We start from the raw sequence: 20,575 nt of genomic DNA on the forward strand, positions 1-20,575 counted from the left end.
GTGAAGTCCCGTTGAGGGAAATTCATATTCTCGTTCGGCACCCGACCTCGGTCGGCCTTGCACCTGACGGTTCAGGTGTCTGCGGCGTGTTCTGCGCCGAGGATCGCAAAGTCGCGGCGTCGCGATGGGCCATAACGGCGAGCAATGACCGGAGCTGAGGCCATGACCTCAGCTCCGGTTCTGGCGGGTTTCTGACAGTTGCCTGTTGCGGGGTTGACTGGATTAAGTTCGCGTCCTCTATGGTCGGACGCCTCCCCGGCAAGTGATCATGTGAGGGCCATTCGTGTCTAGTGAAAAGGTGTTGTGGGCGCACAGCCCTGCGCCCGGCACCGAGAACTGGCATGGACTCAGAGAACACCTGCTCAGCACCGGTTTGCTCGCCCAGCGGTTCGCGGCTGCGTTCGGCGGTGGTGAGCTGGCGTACACGTTGGGCGTTCTGCATGATGTCGGAAAGGCTTCGTGTACCTGGCAGTCAGGGCTGGCAAAGGCCGCCGGCAGCGGTCGGCCGGTCGGTATCGACCACAAGGGGCTCGGGACCAGGATCGCGCGGGAGCGCGGGCTCGGGTCCTTCGCGCTCGGGATCTACGGGCATCACGGCGGTCTGATCGACGCAGACGCGCTGACCCAGCAACTGTCGGCCAGCCTGGATCGGGCCGGCGATGTCGCGTCGGCCGAGGCCGCACTGCCGGACCTGCTGCCCGGCCTGCCGGCGGATCTCAGCCGGGCGGTTCCGACGGCGTGGCAGCGGGATGCGCTGGTCGGTGAGATGGCGCTACGGCTTTGCTACAGCGCGTTGGTCGACGCCGACTCGCTCGACACCGCCGCTCACTTCGGCCAGCTCACCCAACCTCGGGTACGCGACGACGCGGACTTCGGCCGGCTCTACAAGCGCTTCGAGCAACGCCGTGCCGAAACCCTGGCACGGCGGCCCAGCTCGCCGATAAACAGCCTCCGCGAGCGGATCTACACCGACTGCCTCGCCGCCGCCGAGCTACCGCCGGGAATCTTCCGGATGCCCGTGCCGACGGGTGGGGGCAAGACACTAGCGGCCGGTGGGTTCGCGTTGCGGCATGCCGAGCGGCACGGGATGCGGCGGGTGATCGTCGCGGTGCCGTTCCTGACGATCACCGAGCAGAACGCCGCCGTCTACCGCGACCTGCTTGACGAGGAGGGCGGGGAGCCGACCGTCCTGGAGCACCACAGCCAGGTCGACTTCGACGATCCGGCGGCCGGGAAGTGGGCGCGACTCGCGGCCGAGAACTGGGACGCGCCGTTCGTCGTGACCACCTTCGTCCGACTCTTCGAGTCGCTATTCGGGCGGAAGCCGTCCGCGATGCGGCGGGTCCACCGCCTGGCCAACGCCGTCATCGTGCTCGACGAGGTGCAGGCGTTGCCGCACCGCCTGCTGGTTCCGATCCTGAACGGGCTGAAGATCCTGGTCGAGCACTTCGGCTCGACCGTGTTGCTCTCCTCCGCGACGCAGCCTGACTTCTGGGCGCTCAAGGAGTTCAAGGAGGTCGAAGCGGTCGACGTCGTGCGGGATCCGGCCCGACTCGTCACCGACCTGCGTCGGGTGCGGTACGAGTGGCAGGTCGATCCGGCACCGACCCTCGCAGACATCGCCGGTCAGGCCGCCGAGGAACGGGCCGCCCTGGTCGTGGTGAACACCACGGCCAACGCGCAGCAGGTCTTCCAGGAGTGGCGGGAGAGGCCGGCGTTCCACCTGTCCACCAGGATGTGTCCGGCACACCGGCGCCGGGTCCTCGCGGAGGTAGACCGCCGGTTGAAACTGGAGGAGCCGGTCCTGCTCACGGCCACCCAGCTCATCGAGGCTGGGGTCGACATCGACTTCCCAGTCGTGTTCCGGGCTATGGCGCCGGCCGATTCGCTGCTGCAGGCCGCCGGGCGGGCGAACCGCGAAGGCAGCCTGCCGGACGGCGGCCGGTTGGTCGTGTTCGCGCCGCAGGACGGCGGGCATCCACCCAGCTACAAGCTGCTGATCGGGTGCACCGAACGCGCCTTCGGGCCGGGCAAGCCCGACCTCGACGACCTGACCACGCTCGCGGGCTACTACCGGGACCTGTACGACACGCTGAACCTGGAGCACCGGGGACACCTGGGGCGGAAGATCCAGCGGGCGCGGCAACGCTGGCAGTTCCAGACCGTGACCGACGGTCCGATCGTCAACGCGGGGGAGAAGGCCCGCGACCGCAAGGAGGCGTTCCGGCTGATCGACGACCAGGGGATCGCGGTCGTCACACCACAGGGCGCGGAGACCGCCGAGGAACGCGGCGAGCTGGAGCACCTGATCGAGCGGATCCGGACCGCGCCGGTGCCGCAGCTGACCGATCTGCGCCGGCTCCAGCCGTACACGACGAACCTGCACGTCAGCGCTTTCCGTGACGCCGGGGTCCGGGCACTGATGCGGCCGATCCTCGGGGAGGTCAAGGTCGGCGGCCTCGTCGAATGGGTCGGCGGATACGACCCGCACACCGGAATCGAGATCGACCCGAAGCTGGAGGATTTTGTTCTGTGACTACGGATGTGGTCAACGGGGTCACGCTGCGCCGGAACCGATCGGGTGACCTGCCGGTGGCCGTGCAGGTGTGGGGGGAAGCGGCGCTGTTCTCCCGGCCGGAGTTGAAGGTGGAGCGGGTCAGCTATCCGGTGCCGACGCCGTCTGCGGCGGTCGGCGTACTCGAAGCGATTTTTTGGAAGCCGGAGATCCGGTACCAGATCGTGGCGATCGAGGTGTTGAAGCCGATTCGTCAGTTCACGATCCGGCGCAACGAGACCTCCGACGTGGCGCCGCTCGCGGAGGCGGTCAAGGGGAGCCGTCGGGTCGACACCGTCGCCCACCGCGACCAGCGCAACGCGGTCTGCCTGCGGGATGTGGCGTACCGGATCCACGCGCACATCGAGACGAAACGGCATGCCGACAAGCCGGTGGCCGCGTACCGGGACCAGTTCCGGCGCCGGGTCCGCCGGGGTGCCTGCTACCAGCGGCCGTACCTGGGCACCCGGGAGTTCAGCGCGGAGTTCGGCTGGCCGGACGAGTCCGTCGAGCGGCAGAAGGGGCTCAACGAGGAGATCGGCATCATGCTCCACTCGGTCCACTGGGACGACAAGGGTAAGCCGAGGATGGAGTGGTTCGCCGCCCGGGTGGTCGACGGCGTGCTCGCCGTACCCGAAAGGGGTCTTGAACTTGATCTGCCGGCGAGCGGAGCCGCCTGATGCTCCTGCAACGCCTGGTCGAGTTCGCGGACAGCGGCGGCGCCGAGGACGGTGACGAGGCGCCGCCGTTCTACGCGGAGAAGCCGGTCCGGTGGATCCTCGACATCGGTTCCGACGGGGCGCCCACCGGGCGGCTGCGGGACACGGCCGACAAGACCGACCCGCAGCGCCGGTTCGGGGTGCGGCGCACGGTGCCGGCCATCACCCGCACCGCGGGCATCGCACCCACCGTCGCCGTCGACAACATCGAGTACGTCTTCGGTTGGCTCGACGAGGGTGGCAAACCGGATCGGGTCGCCAAGCAGCACCAGGCGTTCCGGGATCTGCACCACGACTGGGCGACCCGTGATCCGGACGGGCCCGGAGCGGCGATCGTCGCCTTCTACGAAGGCAAGTACGACAAGCGGGTCGCCGAGCCGGACGGTTGGGCACGCGGTGACCTGGTGGCGTTCCGGGTCGACAACCGGTTCGCCTTCGACACACCATCCGCCGCCAGCTACTGGGCCTCGGTCGCCGAGGGGCGCAAGGGCTCCGGCCAGTCGGGGCGCTGCCTGGTGTGCGGGCGGGTGCAGCCGTTGTTGAAGACGATCCCGCAGCAGGTGCCGCAACGCTGGCTGCCCGGCGCCACCCAGGGCGCGTCGCTGGTCAGCATCAACGAATCGGTGCACGGGTACGAGCTGCAGAAGTTCCTCACCCACACGCCGATCTGCTCCGACTGCGGACTGAAGTTTATGTCCGCCCTGGTCACGCTGCTGTCCGACCCTGAGCACAGCACCACGTTCAGCGGGCAGAACGCCCGGCTGGCCTGGTGGGTGGTGGGCGGCTCGCAGTTCAACCCGATGGCGGTGCTTGACGATCCGAACGAGAAGCGGATCCAGGTCATGCTCGGCACGCCGGTCGACGGTGCCAGACCCGCGGTCGACGACCTCTCGACCTACTGCTCGGTGACGGTCGGCGGCAACGTGGCCCGGGTGGTGGTCCGCGACTGGGTGGTGATGCCGCTGGCGCGAGTCAAGGAGAACATCGGGCGGTGGTTCGACGACCACGAGATCGTCGACGGCTGGACCGGCGAGGTGACCCTGGTCCGCCTGCTGCAACTGGTCCGGGTGGCGGGCCGCTGGCAGTCCGGCCGGGGCGCCGAGGCCGGCACCTGGGCGAGGTTCGGCGCATCCGGCGAGGACCGGCCGCCGGACACCTTCAAGGGCCTGCTCGGCGCTGCCCTGCTCGGCCGTCCGCTACCGCCGAAACTGCTCAACCATGTGGTCAACCGGATCCGGACCGATGGCCGGGTCGACACCGCCAGGGTCGCCCTCGTCCGGCTGGCCCTGCGCCGACACCCAAGCTACAACGCACGAGAGAGGCTGACGCCGACCTTGAACGATGACAACAACGCGCCGGCGTATGTGTCGGGGCGGATCTTCGCGGTCCTCGACGACCTGCAACGAACGGTCTTCCAGGTCGCCAAGCAGCCGCTGAACACCACCTTCGCGGAGCGCTACTTCGGCCGGGCGATCACCAACCCGCAGGCCGTCCTGGTCTCCGGGGAGCGGACGGCGACCGCCTGGCTGCGCCGGTTGCGTGGACCGCTGCGCCGACCGAGCTGGGCCACCGCCTACCAGAACCGGCTGGACGACCTCTACTCACGGCTGGACTCGAAGGCCAACATTCCCAGTGGCGCGGTTCTGCCGCAGAAGGCCGAGTTCATCCTCGGCTACCACCAGCAGCGGGCGTCGATGCGCGCCGAGCGGATCGCCGCCGCGAACAACAAGGCCAAGACCGACCTTCCCCCACCACTTGACGAGCAGCAGCCCGCAGCCGAGGCATCTGAAGGAGACGCCGAATGACCGCCCACCTGGACCCCACCCGCCGCCACGACGCGGTGCTGCTGTTCGACGTCTCAGACGGCAACCCCAACGGCGACCCGGACGCCGGCAACCAGCCGCGCACCGACGACGAGACCAGCCAGGGCCTGGTCACCGACGTCGCCCTCAAGCGCAAGATCCGCGACACCGTGTCGCTGCTGCGGGGAGACGACCCCCGCTACGGCATCTTCGTCGAGGCCGGGCACGCCCTGAACACACGCATCGAGGCGGGTCTGAAGGCCAACCCGGGCAAGGCCGACGCCGCGCAGCAGTGGCTCTGCGAGCACTACTTCGATGTACGGATGTTCGGCGCCGTGCTGAGCACCGGCAAGGGCGGCGGCGCCGGCCAGGTCCGCGGCCCGCTCCAGCTCACCTTCGGCCGCAGCATCGACCCGATCCTGCCCACCGACCACGCGATCACCCGGGTCACCCAGACCCGCCAGGAGGACATCGACAAGGGCGAGCGGACCGAGATGGGCTCGAAGTGGACAGTGCCCTACGGCCTGTACCGGGCGCACGCCTACTTCTCCGCCCCCCGGGCCGCCAAGACCGGGGTGACGTCCGACGACCTGGCCGCCCTGTGGCAGGCCATCACCCTGATGTTCGACCACGACCGGTCCGCCACCCGGGGCGAGATGAAGCTCTGCGGCCTGTACGTCTTCAGCCATCCGGACGCCCTCGGCGTCCAGCCCGCCGCCGCCCTGACCGGCCGGATCAAGGTCGTACGCACGAACACGGAGAAGGCCGCCCGCAGCCACACCGACTACACCCGCACCGTCGACAACTCACCGCTACCGGACGGCATCGAACTCACCAAAGTCGTCGACCTCTGGCCGTGACTGAGTTGACGTGGGCGGAGGGCGGAATCTGGGACGGTTCCGCCCTTCTCCAAGGCTCAGGCGACGTTGAGGTGGATGTTGCCGATGCGAGCGACAACGTCCAAGTGACCGCCGAGCCCGGTGACGTAGGAGCGAAGGGTCTCCAAGCTGGTGACCTCGCCGTTCTCGATCTGGCTGATCCTGGCCTGAGTAAGTCCGGCGGCCTCAGCGAGCTGGGACTGGGTCATACCCAGGCTCTTGCGAATATCGGCGAGCTGAGCGCCGCTGACGGAGGCGAGCATCTGTTCCCGCATCCGGGCGCGACGGGCGACCCGTTCCTCGCTATCCCACTCTGGGTCGATGGCCCGAGCCTTGGCCTTCACATCTCGCCAGTTCGACATTTCGCTCATGCCTGCGTTTCCTTCAGCCTCATCAGGTGTTCCTCGAAGCGTTCGTCGGCCAGTGGTACCGCAGTGCGATACCACTCTCGCCATTGGCCAGATTTGTCCCCGGCGACCAGGAAGACCGCTTCACGTGCAGGATCGAACGCGAAGATCATGCGTATCTCGCTCGTGCCTGTCGAGCCTGGCCTCAGTTCCTTCATGTGGTGGAACCTGCTGCCCTTCAGTCGGTCCACCAGTGGCCTGCCCAGGGCGGGCCCGTGTTCGGCGAGCAGGTCGATGGCGTCGCCGACGAGGTCGGCGCTGGTCGGATCGTTGTGGCAGAGATCCAGAAACCATGCGTCGACGGCTGGGTGCAGATTCACGTCCCACACCTCGCCAGTATAAGCAGAACTTATATCCATGTGGGAGTCAGGAGACCAAATGCCAGAGCTCGCATGCCGCCTCGACCCGCCGACCGAGCCAGGGCCGTGACAGATGGCGGGGCGGAGAGCGGTGCCTGGGAGGTGCCGCTCTCCGCGTTGGAGCACTACGACTACTGCCACCGGCAGACGGCGCTGATCCACGTTGAGGGGGTCTGGGCGGAGAGCGCGGAGACCGTACGCGGAGATCTGAGTCATGCGGCCGTGGATCTGCCGGGCATCCAGCGGCGGGCAGGGCTGACCGTCATCCGGTCGCTGCCGGTCTGGAGCCACGAGCATGGACTCCGGGGCATCTGCGACGTGGTCGAGTTTGAGGGTAGGACGGCGACCCCCGTCGAGTACAAGGTCGGCCGCTACCAGCCGGGCGGGCCGGCCGAGCTGCAGCTCGGCGGTCAGGCGCTCTGCCTGCTCGAAGCCGGGTACGAGGTGCCGGCCGGCTACATCTACTCGGTGGCCGAACGCCGTCGCCACCCGGTCCCGATCGAGCCCGGCCTGCTGGCCCGGGTGGTGGCGGCGACTGAGGCGGTCCGCGCACTGCTGACGACGCAGACCCTGCCGCTGGCCCGGAACGACTCCCGCTGCCGCAAGTGTTCGCTGCGCGACGACTGCCTGCCCGAGGTCACCGACGGCCGAGGCTGGGCGTCGCGCGACCTGTTCACCCCTCGACCGCTGGGAAAGCTGGCGTGACCGAACTACTCAACACCCTGTACGTACAGACCCCCGGCACCAGCCTGCACCTGGAGGGCGACACGGTCCGGATCTACCACCCCGAGCAGCCCGCCCGTATGCTCCTTCCTCTGGTTCGGATCGACCATCTGGTCGTCTTCGGCGGTGTCACGGTCACCGACGACCTGCTGCTGCGCTGCGCCGACGACGGCCGCTCGATCAGTTGGGTCACCGGGATGGGCCGCTTCCGGGCCCGGCTGGGCGGGCCGACGACCGGCAACCCGCTGCTCCGGCGGGCACAGCATCAGGCCGCGGAGTCGTCCGACCGGCGGCTCGCCATCGGTGTCGCGATGGTGGCCGGGAAGATTCACAACGCCCGCCAGATGCTGCTGCGGACGGCTCGGGACACCTCGGGTCACCGCCAGACGGCGCTGCGGGCGACCGCCGAGCTGCAGGCTGAGCGGCTGTCGATGCTCGCCGCGGCGAAGGACGCGAACGAGGTGCTCGGCATCGAGGGCATCGCCGCCCGCGACTACTTCGCAGCCGTCCCCTACCTGGTGACGAACAGCAAGGACTGGCGGGCCGCCGGCCGCAACAAGAGGCCACCGACCGACCCGGTCAACTGCCTGCTCTCCTTCCTGTACGGCATGCTGCGGGTGTCCGTGCAGGGTGCGTTGGAGCAGGTCGGGCTGGATCCGTACATCGGATTCCTGCATGGCGTGCGCCCGGCGAAGCCGGCGCTGGCGCTCGACCTGATGGAGGAGTTCCGACCGCTACTTGCCGATCGGCTGGCCTTCACCCTGCTCAACCGCAAGGAGTTGGCGCTCAGCGATTTTGAGGAGCTGCCTAACGGCGCCTGCCGCCTCACGGAGAAGGGTCGCAAGGTCGTGCTGGCCGGCTGGCAGCAGAGCCGGCAGCGAACCTGGCAGCACGCCGCCCTCAAGCGCGAGGTGCCCGGGGCGCTGCTGCCGTTGGTGCAGGCCAGACTGCTGGCCCGGCACCTGCGGGGCGACCTGGCGACCTACCAGCCGTGGACGGTGAACTGATCGTGGACCTGCTCGTCACCTACGACGTGGAGACCGTGACCCCGCAGGGCCAGCAGCGGCTCCGGAAGGTCGCGAAGATCTGCGAGGCACACGGCCACCGAGTGCAGAAGTCCGTGTTCGAGGTGGTCTGCCGGGAAGCCGACAAGGTACGCCTCGTCGCGGCTCTCCAGGCGGTCATCGACCCGGTCCGCGACTCCATCCGGATCTACCGCCTGCCGGCCGGCGCACTCGACAACGTCGAACACCTCGGCCGCGGACGTCAGGTCGACCCACGCGGCCCGTTCGTGATCTAGGAACCTCCGGCGACCACGAAAACGCCGCAGGTTCCGAACCAGAAAAACGGCATAAAATGAACCATTCGGACTTGCGAGCAGCCAGGGTAGATCGAGATCCGACTATTCTCACTGCTCGCGAACCGCTGCGCCCGGTCCCCGGACCGGGCGGCTGCGCCCGGCATCCCGACCCGGTGCGGGATGGTCTGGCCGAACACGCTGCGCCCGGTCCCCGGACCGGGCGGCTGCGCCCGGCCCGGGCGACGCCACGGACCAGGCGTGCAGGGCGCGGGCTGCGCCCGGTCCCCGGACCGGGCGGCTGCGCCCGGGCTGGTGAGCGGCCCGGTCACCGGGACGCGGCGGCTTGCTGCGCCCGGTCCCCGGACCGGGCGGCTGCGCCCGGTTGCCCTTGAGCGCCGCAATGATGCCCGCCGTGATGGCTGCGCCCGGTCCCCGGACCGGGCGGCTGCGCCCGGGACGCAGTTGGGCAGATAGGCGGCGACCCGGTCACCGGCTGCGCCCGGTCCCCGGACCGGGCGGCTGCGCCCGGTCCCCGGACCGGGCGAGGATCGCAACGGGGTATGACCGTGATTAGTGATCAGGACCGTACCGGCTGCGCCCGGTCCCCGGACCGGGCGAGGATCGCAACACCGCGTCTTGGGCGTCGGCGAGCCGCTGCGCGGCCTGCTGCGCCCGGTCCCCGGACCGGGCGAGGATCGCAACCCGCCGTCCTGCCACACCGAGAAGTCGGCGATGTGGAGCTGCGCCCGGTCCCCGGACCGGGCGAGGATCGCAACGGGGCGTGCCGGAAGCCTCGGGGCATGCCGCGGTTGCGGGCTGCGCCCGGTCCCCGGACCGGGCGAGGATCGCAACGTTGACGTCGCCCGGGCTGCCGGCGATCGGCGTCCACGAGCTGCGCCCGGTCCCCGGACCGGGCGAGGATCGCAACCGTACCCAGCACATCGGCCGGATCGGCGGCTACGGGGTGCTGCGCCCGGTCCCCGGACCGGGCGAGGATCGCAACCCGGGGGTGCCCCGGTCATGATCGTGTGGTACGTGCCGCTGCGCCCGGTCCCCGGACCGGGCGAGGATCGCAACGAGAGATGAGCATTCCCCGGTGTATACCGGCCCCCTGGGCTGCGCCCGGTCCCCGGACCGGGCCGTGGTGCCGGGTTCGCCGGCTGCGCCCGGTCCCCGGACCGGGCGAGGATCGCAACCGACTGTTCCGCGCTATTCGAGTACACCGGGCGCGGCCGGAGCTGCGCCCGGTCCCCGGACCGGGCGAGGATCGCAACATCAAGGTGGTGGGCCGGTCGTCGGCGGATGCGTCGGCGCTGTGCCCGGTCCTCGGGCCGGGCGCAGCCCGCAACCAAACCGGCAGATCTACCGGCTTGACTTGGGATCGGCGACGAAGACGCCTCGGCCGGGCGCGCCGACGACCAGGCCGCGGTCGCGAAGCAGGGCCACGGATCGGGCGGCGGTTGAGAACGAGACGGAGTACAACTCGCTGATTCCCTTGTAAGACGGCAGACGTTCGCCCGGCTGGTGCTCGCCGGACCGGATTCGGGCGGCGCGATCTCGGCGTAGGTGAGCGGGATCGCGGGCATGGCTGTCCCCTCGGGCTGGTGGCCCATCCGAGTGGGCTGGGCTCACAGGAGAACGACCAGACGGTAAGCGCCTGGTCGGACGAGCCGTTGTTCTACGGGCGCTCACGAACGTAGACGCCTTTGCCCTGATGGCCCTCGACGAGGCCCTCGCTGCGCAGGATGAGCATCACGGAGCGGATCACCTGGGTCGAGACGTCGTACTGGGCGCAGAGCTGGGAAGTTGAAGGCAGCTTCGTTCCTGGCGGCCACTCGCCGGAGTCGATCTTGGCTCGGATCTCGTTGGCGATCCGCTCATAGTACGGAGTGATCGGCATAGCGGTGCTCCTCGTCGGCACCACCATCTGATCACCAAACCACTCATGACTTCAAGTTCTTGGAATCAGGGGTTGAACTCATGATGCTACGTATCATAAGTTGGTCGCGAGGCACTCCTCGTCGGCAACGAAGGTGTCTCACCCCGGGTTCGTGCCCGGATCAGCCGGGGCGGTGCTGCTCAGGGTGGCTGTCCGCCAATCCTGCTCTCCCGAAGTGGTGCCGTCCCGGTGCTCCCAGTAGGCCGCCGTGGCCCGTGATCTCCCCCGATCGGGCCACGGCGGCGCTGACCACGCGCAGGGGAGAGGAGCACAGATGACCGGCACCACCACGCAGGCGTACGACGCCGCCTGGGTCGTCGAGCACAGCATCGACGAACTGCGGGAGGCGTACGCGCAGCTCGGGCTCGCCGTCGAGCGGGTGCGGGCGATCGCCGCCGGCTCGACGCACCCGCTGCCGGCCCGCGCCCTGGCGACCTGGGGCGACGCGCTGGCACTCACCGGCCCGGCCGGCAACCACCTGGCCGGCGGCATCGACGAGCTGCGCGCACTCCCCGGGATCGCGCCGCTGACCAGCATGGGTGACCTGGTCGCCGCGCTCACCACCGTCGCCGACCAGGTCCGGCGCACCACCACCGGCGTGGTCCGGGTACGCGAGCGGGTCGAGGCGGCCACCGCCACCCTGACCGGCGAACCCGGTCCGGCGGTCCGCGCCGCGCTCGGCCGGTGGCGGCTCGCGATCGGCGTACTCGACGAGGTGATCGGGCGCGTCCAGCTCGGGGTGGTGGCGCTGTCCGCGTACGCGGATGGGATTGTGGGGGTTGACCCGCAGCCGGCGCGCGGGCGGCGGGTGCTTGCAGTGTTGGCGCGCAGCCGGCATCCGGGCGCGAGCGTCGGGGACGGCGCGGAGCTGGCCGGGGCGCTGGTGCGGCGGGCCGCCGAGCGGGTTGCCGGCGACCGGGCGCCGCACCTGCGGGTGCCGTGGCGGCGGCGGGTCGGGTGGCTGCTCCGGCGGGGGTACGGGCCGGCGGTCGGCTGGCGGCTGCTCGGCGGCGGCCGGCGCGACCGCACCTTCTACGCGCACTGCCTCGACGCCCTGCAGAACCTGAGCAAGGGCAACACCTTCCGGTACGCCGACCGCATCGGCCTGCTGCGACACGGCGAGGCGCTCTGCGGGTACGCGGACGCGCTGGCCGCCGCGACAGTGCTCGCGGTGGAGCGGCGGTTCGCCCCGGCGCCGCCGGAGCGGTCGACCGTCGCCACCGTCGTGCAACGGCTGCACCTGCGCTACGACGGCGGCTCGGGGGAGGTGGATCGGGTGCTCGCCGAGCAAGTGATCCAGGCGGCGTTGGGGCAGCGGCCGGCGCCGGCGGCCGATGCGGTGCGGCTGACCGTCACCATGACCCTGATCCTGGTTGACCTGCTTGTCGACGAGCGGCTCAGCGCCGCGCAGTGGCGCGGGTTCCGGGACGAGGCGGTCGGGCTGGCGCTGTCGGTTGAGCCGGACCTCGACCTGGGGCCGGGGGCGGCCGGGCCGGTGGAGCGGGACTGCGATGGCTGACGGCGGGAAGCGCGCCGGGGCGTACCAGCTCAGAGTCGTCGGGTTTTCGCGGGCGCCGCGCTGGCGGGGCGGCCTGGACCCCGACGAGGTCTACGCCTACGTGGCCGCGCTCGCGGCCGAGGTCGACCGGCTCGGCCGGGACCTGACGGCGGCCCGGGACGAGAACGATCGGATCCGGGCCGCGCTGCTGCGGTGGCAGCGCGACCATCGGCACTGCCACCGGCGCGGGCCGGCGAACCAGGGGGCCTGGGGAGGTGTCCGCTGGTGAGGTTGCCGGCCCGCGCCGGGCCGCGATCGTCCGGTGCCGGCCGCACCGGGGGGCGCGGCATGGTGCGGTGGTGTCCTTCAGTGTGCGGCGGGGCGGGGCGGTGCGGCGGCGGCGAACGCCGTCCAGGCGGCGGGGGAGAAGCGCAGTCGGGGGCCGTCGGGGTCCTTGGAGTCGCGGATCGCGACGCCGTCGGTGAGGGGGGCGAACTCGACGCAGGCGCCCTGGTCGCCGCTGTAGCTGCTCTTGCGCCAAGGGAGGGGTTCGGTGAAGTCGAGGGCCTGTGTCGAGGGTGTCGTGGGGTTCACGGAGTTACCGTCCTTTCAGGAGTTCGCGGATCTTGTCGCGGCTCGCCGCCGGATGCAGGGCGACGGTCCGCAGGTTGTCCATGATCTTGGTGCAGGTACGCAGCTCGTCGGGGCGGTCGATGATCATCTGCCCGGCGACGGTCTCGACCGAGGCGATCTGCGGGTCTTCGGGGTCGGGGAATTCGAGCAGGTGCAGCGAGCCCCGGGTGCCCCGGTGGTAGCCGGCGGACAGCGGGATCACCTGCACCGTGATGTTCGGCAGCTCGGAGACCTTCAGCAGGTGCTTGAGCTGCGCGTCGTTGATCGCGGTGCCGCCGACCGGGCGCAGCAGCGCGCCCTCGTCGATGATCGCGTCGAAGATCGGCGGGTGCGGCTCGGTGAGCCGCTTCTGCCGGTCGAGCCGCAGCTGTACCCGCTGCTCGACCTCCTCGTCGGTGAGGGTGTGCGGGCCGCCGAGCATGATGGCCCGGATGTAGTCGGCGGTCTGGACGAGCCCTGGCACCACCGACGGCTCGAAGTTGGCGATCGCGCTCGCCTCGGCCTCCAGCGCGATGAAGTTGATGGTGCGCTCGTCCAGCAGGAACGAGTACGACACCCACCACTGTGGCTTGCGCGCGTCCTTGGCGAGCTGGACCAGTTCCGTCACCTCCTTGGGGTCCACTTCGTAGAGCATGAGCAGGCTCCGGACCATCGCCGGGCTGACCGGGCTCTTGGCGTTCTCCCAGCGCGACAGCGTGCTGCGGGTGCTGCTGATCTCGTCCGCGGCGCGTTCGAGGGTCATCCCGGCGGCTTCGCGGTACTGGCGCAGGGCGATCCCGAGTCGTCGGGACCGTGCGGTCTTCGGGGCCATGCCATAGATCCTGACACATCCAATTGGGAATCCGTGCATGAGAGAATGCCGGTGAGAGTTGCATTCACGCGCTCACGGTGCCAGCCTGTGGTGGCGTCCTCACCGCCAGTGGTCGTGTCGACGGTGGCAGTGAGTGACCGAAGGGGAATGAGGCGCACGGCGATCGGATCTCCCCCGTACCCGATCGCCGTGTGCCTCCCGCCGCCGCGACCCTGGGGAGCCCGGATGACTGCAAGCAGCTCTTGGCCTCGGGTGTCGCGGTGCAGATGGTGTTCGCGGCCGGTACTACGGGACAACGACGGCGCCTGGATCCACGCCAACCTCGCGTACGTCTGCCGTGACAGGTGGGGCGCCCTTACCGCCACCACCGCCGAGCCCGAGGCGGTCAGTCGTGCCAGCTGACCGCGGAAGCGAACACCAATCCCCGCCGGTGGTGCGGCGTCGTCGGTCCCTGCCTCCGAGCCGACGACGCCGTCACCGGTCCCTGCTCAGCTACTGCGCGATCCCGCGCTACCGGTGGGTGTGCCGCTACCGCGCACCGCGCGGAGGGCCGCCATGACCGCCACCCGCTACCTGGTGGTCCTCACCGACGTGCGCCCCCTCACCAACGGTGAACGCGACGAACGCCGCGAACCCGAGCGCCGCCGCCAGGTCGTCGGCGCCTCCAGCCGGGAGGCCGCCGAGCGCATCGCCGGCGCCTTCGCCGCGCTCGGCATGGTCCGCGCCGGCCGCCAACGCGTAAAGGTCCTGGCCGTAGGCCGCCGCCTCACAAACGCCAACTGATCCGGTACGCCCACAGCCCGGCAGCCACACCCGCTGCCGGGCGTCACTTCGTGCCCAGTCGCCCCGCCACTTTCCGACCCGGCGGGTGGAGGTTTCCAGCCCGGTAGAAGGGGCATCGGTCTGGGACCTGGTCAGCGCAGAGTAGGGTCCCCGAGTGAATGCGCGAGAAGCTCACGTGGCGGCCGGCATCCGCCCGCGTCGCTGTGACGTCGTCAGTCGCGAGCGAAAGGTGACCCCGTGACCACCCCTGGCAAGACCCGTGTGGCCATCGTCTTCGGCGGACGCAGCACCGAGCACGCGATCTCCTGCGTCAGCGCCGGCAGCATCATCTCCGCCCTCGACCCCGACGAGTTCGACGTCGTCCCGATCGGCATCACCCGTGCCGGCCAGTGGGTGCTCACGAACGGTGATCCCGCCCAGCTCGCCATCACCGACCGGAAGCTGCCGGAGATCACCGCGGCGGCCGGCGCGGCCGTCGTGTTGCCGGCCGACCCGACCGGCCGCAGCCTGATGGTGCTCGACCCGGCCGACGCCGCCGACCGCGGCCTGACGCTGCGCGATCCGGCCCTCGCCGCCGACGGCGGCCTGACCGTGCTCGACCCGGCCGAGGCGCCCCGCGCGTTGGCCGGCATCGACGTGGTCTTCCCCGTCCTGCACGGCGCCTACGGCGAGGACGGCACCATCCAGGGCCTGCTGGAGATGGCCGGCATCCCCTACGTGGGTGCCAACGTTTTCGCCTCCGCCGCCGGCATGGACAAGGAGTTCACCAAGAAGCTCGCCGTCGCCGAGGGCATCCCCACCGGCCCGTACGCGGTGCTGCGCAGCGGGGTGTCGCTGTCGGCCGCCGACAAGGAACGCCTCGGCCTGCCGGTCTTCGTCAAGCCGTCCCGCGCCGGTTCGTCGTACGGGATCAGCAAGGTCACCGACTGGGCCGACCTGGACGCCGCGGTCGCCGCCGCTCGGCAGGTCGACCCGAAGGTGCTGGTCGAGGCCGCCATCGTCGGCCGGGAGATCGAGTGCGGGGTGCTGGAGGGCGAGGCCGGCGGCGGCCCCGAGGCGTCCCTGCTGGCCGAGATCCGGGTCGTCGACCACGAGTTCTACGACTTCGAGGCCAAATACCTCGACGGCTGCGAGTACGACATCCCGGCCGACCTGCCGGACCACGTCGTCCGCCAGGTCCAGGACTACGCCTGCCGCACCTTCACCGCACTGGACTGCGCCGGACTGGCCCGGGTCGACTTCTTCGTCACCCCGGAGCTGGACGTCTACCTGAACGAGATCAACACCATGCCGGGCTTCACCGCCACCTCGATGTTCCCCCAGATGTGGGCGGCGACCGGCCTGGAATACCCCAAACTGGTAAACCGCCTGATCCGCACCGCCCAACGCCGCGGCACCGGCCTGCACTAGCCCCGACAGTTGCCGCCACTGCAAGCGCTTGAACGCCGTTCAAGTGAACGGTAGTCTTTCATCATGACGTCCCTCGATGGCGAGCATCCGGCCTCGGACCGGCCCCTCGACCCTGAGGCGGCACTGGCCGAGATCGAGCGGGCCCAGGCCGGCATCCGACACGGTCTGCGCTGGCACGCCGCCGACCTGACGTGCGCCGCGGCGATCCTGGTCGCCGCACCGATCGTGCGGCACTTCTACCCGGAGCAGGTCGCCGTCTTCTTCTGGATCGCGGTCCCCGTGGCGCTCGCGCTCGCCCTCTCCACCGAATGGCTGCGCCGTGTCATCGGTCGCGCCGAGGTCCGCCTCGGGCAGTACGCCATGGTGGTGGGGATAGCGCTGTCCGTGTCGGCAAGCATGCTGCTGGACCGGCTGTCGGATCCGGGAACGGCCCTCGCCCTGGGGATCGCGACGACCCCGGCCGTACCCGTTCTCGCGGCCGTCGTCCGGATTCTTGTCAAGTGACAGACGACGGACCTCGCCACCCGCGACACGACCTGGACCCACTGATCCACACCCCGGTCCGGCTGTCGATCATGGCTGCGCTGGCCAGGACGGTGAAAGTCGACTTCCGTTACCTCGGCGACGCCCTGGGGATAAGCGACTCGCTGCTCTCCAAACACCTGACTGTTCTTGACGACGCCGGGTACATCGTCCTGGTGAAGACCGCGGTCGGTCGACGAACCCGCACCTGGATCAGCCTGAGCGCCGAAGGTAAAGCCGCGTACGCCGCCTACGAGCGCGCACTGCTCCGGATCGTCGGTCCGGGCGGCGGCTGAACGACCTTGTAGCCGGATCTCCGGCGCGACAAACTAGCCGGGCGAACAGCCGGACGGGATGGCGGAGGGGGAGGCGGATGGGACGGCCGACAGCACCGCGTCCGATACCGGAGCCAACCACTGCAACGGCTGCTCGTACACGGTCGGCACGGTCACCTGGACCGGCACCTCCCGGTCGACCGTGGTCAGCACCATCGCACCGGCGGCCGGCGCGGCGTGCCAGCAGACCGCGTTCACGGTCCAGACGTCGTCGGTCGGTGCCGCCGTCGCCGGCGGGCCGCCGCAGGTCACCGTGAGCGCCGGATCGCCGTATGCGGCGTTCTGCTCGGCGCCCGCCGTCACCGGCCGCTGGGCCAGCTCGCGGACCGTGGGCGGCAGCTTCGACAGCAACGCCCGGCACACCACGGCCGGCCGCTCCGCGAGCGTCGGCGCCGGCAGCTCCACGGCGGCGGTCGAGCCCGGCCCGGTCGACGCCGCGACCGGGGCGTCCGGCTCGTCGTCCTCCGGCGCACCGGGGGAGAGCTGGGCGAACAGCAGCGCCCCGACCAGCAGGGTCAGCGGTACGGCGACGAGCGTCGCCCAGAGCGCGGCCTGGCGGGTGCCCCGGTCCGGGCGGTCATCGGTCGGCGGGTCGGCGAGCGTGGTCATCTACAGCCGCACCACCGAGCAGGTGAGCGTGCGGGTGATGCCCGGCACCAGCTGCACCTTGCTGACGATCATGTTGCCCAACTCGTCGACGGTGTGCGCCTCGGTGAGCACCACCACGTCGTACGGGCCGGTGACGGCATCGACCCGGACCACGCCGGGGATTCCGCCGATCTGGGCGGCCACGTCACGCGCCCTGCCGACCTCGGTCTGGATGAGGATGTACGCCTGGACCACCACCGACCTCCGCTCCGCCGCCCAGCGGCTAGAGGGTGAAAGTACCGTACGCAGCAGGTCGGACCCCGATCGGTGGTCGAGGGAGGCACGATGAGCGTCGCCGGGGCCGGAGAGTTCGGGCTGATCGCCAGAGTCACCGCGCGCCTGGCGGTCGGCGAGACCTGTCTGGTCGGACCCGGCGACGACGCGGCAGTGGTGGTCGCCCCCGACCGGCGGGTGGTGGCGTCGACCGACGTGCTCGTCGACGGCCGGCACTTCCGGCGGGACTGGTCCACCGCCACCGATGTCGGCCACCGGGCCGCCGCCGCCAACCTGGCCGACATCGCCGCCATGGGCGCCACCCCGACCGCCCTGCTGGTCGCCCTCTGCACCCCACCCGACCTGGAGGTCGCCTGGGCCGAGGGGCTGGCCGACGGGCTCGGCGCCGAGGCGGCGAGCGTCGGAGCCAGCGTGGTCGGCGGGGACATGTCCGCCAGCCCCACCCTGACCGTCGCCGTCACCGCGCTCGGCGACCTGGCCGGCCGGGCGCCCGTGCTGCGCGGCGGGGCCCGGGTCGGCGACCAGGTCGCGTTGGCCGGCCGGCTCGGCTACGCCGCCGCCGGCTACACCGTGCTGTCGCGCGGTTTCCGCACCCCGAAACTGCTGGTCGAGGCGTACCGGCGGCCGGAGGTGCCGTATCTGGCCGGGCCGGCCGCCGCGCTGGCCGGCGCCACCGCCATGATCGACGTGTCGGACGGGCTGCTCGCCGACCTCGGGCACGTCGCCACCGCCAGCCGGGTCGGCATCGACCTGATCAGCGACGCCTTCGACGTACCCCGGCAGATGCGCGACGCGGCGCAGGCCCTCGGCGTCGACCCATTCAACTGGGTGCTGGCCGGCGGCGACGACCACGCCCTGGCGGCCACCTTCCCGGCCGACGCGGAGTTGCCGCCCGGCTGGCGGCCGATCGGTCACGTCGTACCCGGGGAGGGTTTGACCGTCGACGGCCGCCCGCACAAGGGACCGGTGGGCTGGGACCACTTCCGCTGAACAGCGCCCGGCTCGCCGGTCGGCGGGCCGGGCGGGCCGCGGTGCCGGGGGCTACCCGGGCGGGGGCATCGCGAAGCTCGGCAGGGGTGGCGGGTGCGCGGCCGGGTCCGGGCCGGTGTGACGGTCCGGGGCAGCCCATTGGTCGACAATGAGCGGGTCGCCGACGGCGAGTTCGCCGGGTCGGGTGACGGCGAGGTTCGCGCCGAACGAGACCCCGCCGGGGGCGCGGCGGTAGGTGGCGAGCGTCCGCAGCGGCTCCGGACCCGTGCGCCGGCCGGTGCGCTGGTCGACGGTGGTGACCACGCACCGGATGGCGACCTTGGCGAAGGCCAGCTCCGCCGTGCCGATGCGCAGCCGCCGGAGCCGGTCCTCTGTGTGCGGTTCGGACCAGCCGGTGACCACGATGTTGGGCCGGAACCGGGTCGCCGGCAGCGGTTCGGCGCCGTGTTCCCGGAGCCGTTCGTTGAGCATGTCCACTGAGGACACCGCCAGCAGGTGGACTGCGCAGCCGTCCGCGTACCCGGTGGTGCCTTGGGTTTCGCCGTTGGTGACGCGGTCGTGCTCCGGCGGCACCCGGACCAGCCGGCTCGGCCCGCCGAGCACGTCGGACAGCCAGCCGGCGACCTCGTCGCCCTGGTCGATGCCCCGGTAGCGGTCGCCGAAGAGCTGCACCTCCCGCCGGGGGCCCGAGCTGTCCACCGGCACCGAGACGGTGCCGGCACCCGGTGCGGTGAGCGTCAGGCAGGTGCCGTCGGGGATGATCGCCGGCCGGATCACCGCCAGCCGCGGATCGCGGCGCTGGCTGCGGAACACCCCGTCCTGGTCGACGACCATGAAGCCGCGGTCGTGGGCGAGGCCGGCCCGGGTCAGCGTCGCGGTCGTCGTGGAAACCCCCGCACAACCCTTTACCGGGTACGAGATGAGCGCGGCGACCCTGCTGCCGGTGGGTCGGGAAACGGCCGGATCCGGCATCGGAAGACACCTCCGTGGTCGGAGGCGCCCTTGTCCCAGTGGGATGTCGGGCCGAGCGTGGCGGACAGGTCCGTCGCAGCGCCTCTCGACCCCGGTTCCGGCAGTCTCGCCGGTCCGCCCAGCCGCTGTCAACACCGTTCGAGCGTGCTCGGCGCTCCGCGGCCAAGAGGGGTAATTGTGCCGTGTGGCAGGGCTTTCCCGCTGCCTAGCCTCGAATGCACAGGGCGTCGCAACGGCGGCACCCACTCCACTCGAACACGGAAGGAGGTGTCCTCGTGGCAGGTACGGGCTTCCAGAGCGATGCCGCCGCGATGGCACGGGCTATCAGCGGGTTCGACGAGTCGGCGGCCAACGTGGCGCAGACGATGCGGACGCTGGAGAACGAGCTGATGGGCGTCCTGGCCCGGTACTCCGGGTCGCAGGCCCAGGCCTTCTGGCAGCTGCACACCCGGCTGCAGGAGAGCATGCGGGCCGCCAGCCAGGAGCTGAACACCATGTCCAGCCTGGTCAGCCAGAGCCGTGACAACTACAACACCGGTGACTCCGAGGTCGCCTCGTCGCTGACCACCCTCAGCTCCTCGGCCGAGGGCAGCGGCTCCATCCTCTCCCGCCTCGCCGGCTCCTGACAGGAAAGGCTGATCGAGCATGTCATCTCCCGATGTCATCAACGTCGAGTTCGGGGCGCTGGGCGCGGCGGCGGATTCGCTGCTGGCCAAGGCGAAGACCCTGGAGAGCAACCTGGAGCAGCTGCGCCAGCAGCTCGCCCCGATCAAGGAGACCTGGTACGCCTCCGGCAGCTCCGCCGGGCAGGCCGCCGAGCAGTCGGAGACCCGGCTGCGGGCCGCCATCGCCGACGTCACCGGGATCATCGGCCAGTTCTCTGTCAAGGTCGGCGAGGCGCGCGACCTGCAGCTGGCCCTGGAGAACCGGAACACCAGCTTCTTCGCGTGAACCGTCGTGGCGGCGGTGCGCCCGGTCCCTGGTACCGGACGCACCGCCGCCATCCTCCGACCTCCCACTCCCTGGCTCCTCACGAGCCGTCGCCATCTGACGTCAGC

At 70.7% G+C, this 20,575-nt stretch carries 24 protein-coding genes, 1 pseudogene and 1 CRISPR repeat array; of the genes and pseudogenes, 16 read left to right on the plus strand and 9 right to left on the minus strand.

Going from position 1 to position 20,575, the window contains the following annotated elements:
* Positions 1-283 precede the first annotated feature (283 nt).
* The 4 genes from cas3 to cas7c are packed head-to-tail and all read left to right on the plus strand — an operon-like array spanning position 284 to position 5,935.
* A complete protein-coding gene (gene cas3 / locus O7627_RS09170; protein ID WP_278093061.1) occupies positions 284-2,536 on the plus strand; it encodes a CRISPR-associated helicase Cas3' in 2,253 nt (750 codons plus the stop codon).
* 8 nt (positions 2,537-2,544) lie between these two features.
* Positions 2,545-3,234, plus strand: a complete 690-nt coding sequence (cas5c, locus tag O7627_RS09175) for a type I-C CRISPR-associated protein Cas5c (RefSeq protein ID WP_278098225.1) — start codon at positions 2,545-2,547, stop codon at positions 3,232-3,234.
* Complete coding sequence (cas8c, locus tag O7627_RS09180) at positions 3,234-5,078, plus strand: type I-C CRISPR-associated protein Cas8c/Csd1 (RefSeq protein WP_278093062.1); 1,845 nt, start codon at positions 3,234-3,236, stop codon at positions 5,076-5,078. Before cas5c ends, cas8c begins: the two co-directional genes overlap by 1 nt.
* Positions 5,075-5,935, plus strand: coding sequence for a type I-C CRISPR-associated protein Cas7/Csd2 (gene cas7c, locus O7627_RS09185; RefSeq protein ID WP_278093063.1), 861 nt, complete (start codon positions 5,075-5,077; stop codon positions 5,933-5,935). Before cas8c ends, cas7c begins: the two co-directional genes overlap by 4 nt.
* A 56-nt stretch (positions 5,936-5,991) precedes the next feature.
* Here cas7c and O7627_RS09190 read toward each other — a convergent pair whose 3' ends face one another.
* Positions 5,992-6,324: a helix-turn-helix transcriptional regulator gene (locus O7627_RS09190; protein WP_278093064.1), complete on the minus strand. Its 333-nt coding sequence runs from the start codon at positions 6,322-6,324 to the stop codon at positions 5,992-5,994.
* Complete coding sequence (locus O7627_RS09195) at positions 6,321-6,680, minus strand: type II toxin-antitoxin system RelE/ParE family toxin (RefSeq protein ID WP_278093065.1); 360 nt, start codon at positions 6,678-6,680, stop codon at positions 6,321-6,323. Before O7627_RS09195 ends, O7627_RS09190 begins: the two co-directional genes overlap by 4 nt.
* A gap of 105 nt (positions 6,681-6,785) precedes the next feature.
* On the opposite strand from O7627_RS09195, the gene cas4 reads away from it, so the two are divergent.
* Genes cas4 through cas2 form a run of 3 tightly spaced genes read left to right on the plus strand, consistent with a single transcriptional unit; the run spans position 6,786 to position 8,742 of the window.
* Positions 6,786-7,424: a CRISPR-associated protein Cas4 gene (gene cas4, locus O7627_RS09200; protein WP_278093066.1), complete on the plus strand. Its 639-nt coding sequence runs from the start codon at positions 6,786-6,788 to the stop codon at positions 7,422-7,424.
* Positions 7,421-8,449: a type I-C CRISPR-associated endonuclease Cas1c gene (gene cas1c / locus O7627_RS09205; RefSeq protein WP_278093067.1), complete on the plus strand. Its 1,029-nt coding sequence runs from the start codon at positions 7,421-7,423 to the stop codon at positions 8,447-8,449. The genes cas4 and cas1c overlap by 4 nt, the downstream gene beginning before the upstream one ends.
* A complete protein-coding gene (cas2, locus tag O7627_RS09210; protein WP_278093068.1) occupies positions 8,434-8,742 on the plus strand; it encodes a CRISPR-associated endonuclease Cas2 in 309 nt (102 codons plus the stop codon). The genes cas1c and cas2 overlap by 16 nt, the downstream gene beginning before the upstream one ends.
* Before the next feature lie 124 nt (positions 8,743-8,866).
* A CRISPR array of direct repeats spans positions 8,867-9,891; the repeat unit is 37 nt; unit sequence GCTGCGCCCGGTCCCCGGACCGGGCGAGGATCGCAAC.
* 213 nt (positions 9,892-10,104) lie between these two features.
* Here the strand turns inward: cas2 and O7627_RS09215 are convergent.
* Positions 10,105-10,328: pseudogene (locus O7627_RS09215) on the minus strand (GntR family transcriptional regulator).
* 92 nt (positions 10,329-10,420) lie between these two features.
* Positions 10,421-10,669 (minus strand): winged helix-turn-helix domain-containing protein, encoded by a 249-nt coding sequence (locus O7627_RS09220; protein ID WP_278093070.1) that lies wholly within the window; start codon positions 10,667-10,669, stop codon positions 10,421-10,423.
* Positions 10,670-10,955: 286 nt separating this feature from the next.
* Between O7627_RS09220 and O7627_RS09225 the strand changes: the two genes are divergently transcribed.
* On the plus strand, positions 10,956-12,200 hold the full coding sequence (locus O7627_RS09225) for a hypothetical protein (protein ID WP_278093071.1): 1,245 nt from the start codon (positions 10,956-10,958) through the stop codon (positions 12,198-12,200).
* Positions 12,193-12,468 carry a cell division protein DivIVA gene (locus tag O7627_RS09230; RefSeq protein ID WP_278093072.1) on the plus strand — a complete coding sequence of 92 codons (276 nt, stop codon included), beginning with the start codon at positions 12,193-12,195 and terminating at the stop codon, positions 12,466-12,468. The genes O7627_RS09225 and O7627_RS09230 overlap by 8 nt, the downstream gene beginning before the upstream one ends.
* A gap of 77 nt (positions 12,469-12,545) precedes the next feature.
* Here O7627_RS09230 and O7627_RS09235 read toward each other — a convergent pair whose 3' ends face one another.
* Both O7627_RS09235 and O7627_RS09240 read right to left on the minus strand, forming a co-directional pair.
* The gene (locus O7627_RS09235; protein WP_278093073.1) at positions 12,546-12,773 is read right to left on the minus strand and encodes a DUF397 domain-containing protein; all 228 of its coding nucleotides are present in this window, start codon (positions 12,771-12,773) and stop codon (positions 12,546-12,548) included.
* Between the two features lie 4 nt (positions 12,774-12,777).
* Positions 12,778-13,623, minus strand: coding sequence for a helix-turn-helix transcriptional regulator (locus O7627_RS09240; RefSeq protein WP_278093074.1), 846 nt, complete (start codon positions 13,621-13,623; stop codon positions 12,778-12,780).
* A gap of 555 nt (positions 13,624-14,178) precedes the next feature.
* Here O7627_RS09240 and O7627_RS09245 point away from each other — a divergent pair.
* The 4 genes from O7627_RS09245 (at position 14,179) to O7627_RS09260 (ending at position 16,634) form a co-directional block, all read left to right on the plus strand.
* Positions 14,179-14,406 (plus strand): hypothetical protein, encoded by a 228-nt coding sequence (locus tag O7627_RS09245; protein WP_278093075.1) that lies wholly within the window; start codon positions 14,179-14,181, stop codon positions 14,404-14,406.
* A gap of 237 nt (positions 14,407-14,643) precedes the next feature.
* Positions 14,644-15,816 carry a D-alanine--D-alanine ligase family protein gene (locus O7627_RS09250; protein WP_278093076.1) on the plus strand — a complete coding sequence of 391 codons (1,173 nt, stop codon included), beginning with the start codon at positions 14,644-14,646 and terminating at the stop codon, positions 15,814-15,816.
* Between the two features lie 63 nt (positions 15,817-15,879).
* Entirely contained in the window at positions 15,880-16,320 is a 441-nt protein-coding gene (locus O7627_RS09255) for a hypothetical protein (protein WP_278093077.1), read from the plus strand.
* Positions 16,317-16,634, plus strand: coding sequence for a transcriptional regulator (locus O7627_RS09260; protein ID WP_278093078.1), 318 nt, complete (start codon positions 16,317-16,319; stop codon positions 16,632-16,634). Before O7627_RS09255 ends, O7627_RS09260 begins: the two co-directional genes overlap by 4 nt.
* Positions 16,635-16,667: 33 nt before the next feature.
* Here O7627_RS09260 and O7627_RS09265 read toward each other — a convergent pair whose 3' ends face one another.
* Together O7627_RS09265 and O7627_RS09270 are read right to left on the minus strand one after the other, a co-directional pair.
* Positions 16,668-17,282, minus strand: a complete 615-nt coding sequence (locus O7627_RS09265) for a DUF3515 family protein (RefSeq protein WP_278093079.1) — start codon at positions 17,280-17,282, stop codon at positions 16,668-16,670.
* Positions 17,283-17,516, minus strand: coding sequence for an Lrp/AsnC ligand binding domain-containing protein (locus O7627_RS09270; RefSeq protein WP_278093080.1), 234 nt, complete (start codon positions 17,514-17,516; stop codon positions 17,283-17,285).
* Positions 17,517-17,588: 72 nt separating this feature from the next.
* Here O7627_RS09270 and O7627_RS09275 point away from each other — a divergent pair, with 72 nt between their 5' ends.
* On the plus strand, positions 17,589-18,545 hold the full coding sequence (locus O7627_RS09275; protein ID WP_278093081.1) for a thiamine-phosphate kinase: 957 nt from the start codon (positions 17,589-17,591) through the stop codon (positions 18,543-18,545).
* A 51-nt stretch (positions 18,546-18,596) separates the two neighbouring features.
* On the opposite strand, the gene O7627_RS09280 is transcribed toward O7627_RS09275, so the two are convergent.
* Positions 18,597-19,517, minus strand: a complete 921-nt coding sequence (locus tag O7627_RS09280) for an MOSC N-terminal beta barrel domain-containing protein (protein ID WP_278093082.1) — start codon at positions 19,515-19,517, stop codon at positions 18,597-18,599.
* 275 nt (positions 19,518-19,792) lie between these two features.
* Between O7627_RS09280 and O7627_RS09285 the strand changes: the two genes are divergently transcribed.
* Positions 19,793-20,143, plus strand: a complete 351-nt coding sequence (locus O7627_RS09285; protein ID WP_278093083.1) for a WXG100 family type VII secretion target — start codon at positions 19,793-19,795, stop codon at positions 20,141-20,143.
* A 19-nt stretch (positions 20,144-20,162) separates the two neighbouring features.
* Positions 20,163-20,468 carry a hypothetical protein gene (locus O7627_RS09290; protein WP_278093084.1) on the plus strand — a complete coding sequence of 102 codons (306 nt, stop codon included), beginning with the start codon at positions 20,163-20,165 and terminating at the stop codon, positions 20,466-20,468.
* Positions 20,469-20,575: the final 107 nt, after the last annotated feature.

It is taken from the genome of Solwaraspora sp. WMMD1047 (genome assembly GCF_029626155.1).
Lineage (GTDB): Bacteria > Actinomycetota > Actinomycetes > Mycobacteriales > Micromonosporaceae > WMMD1047.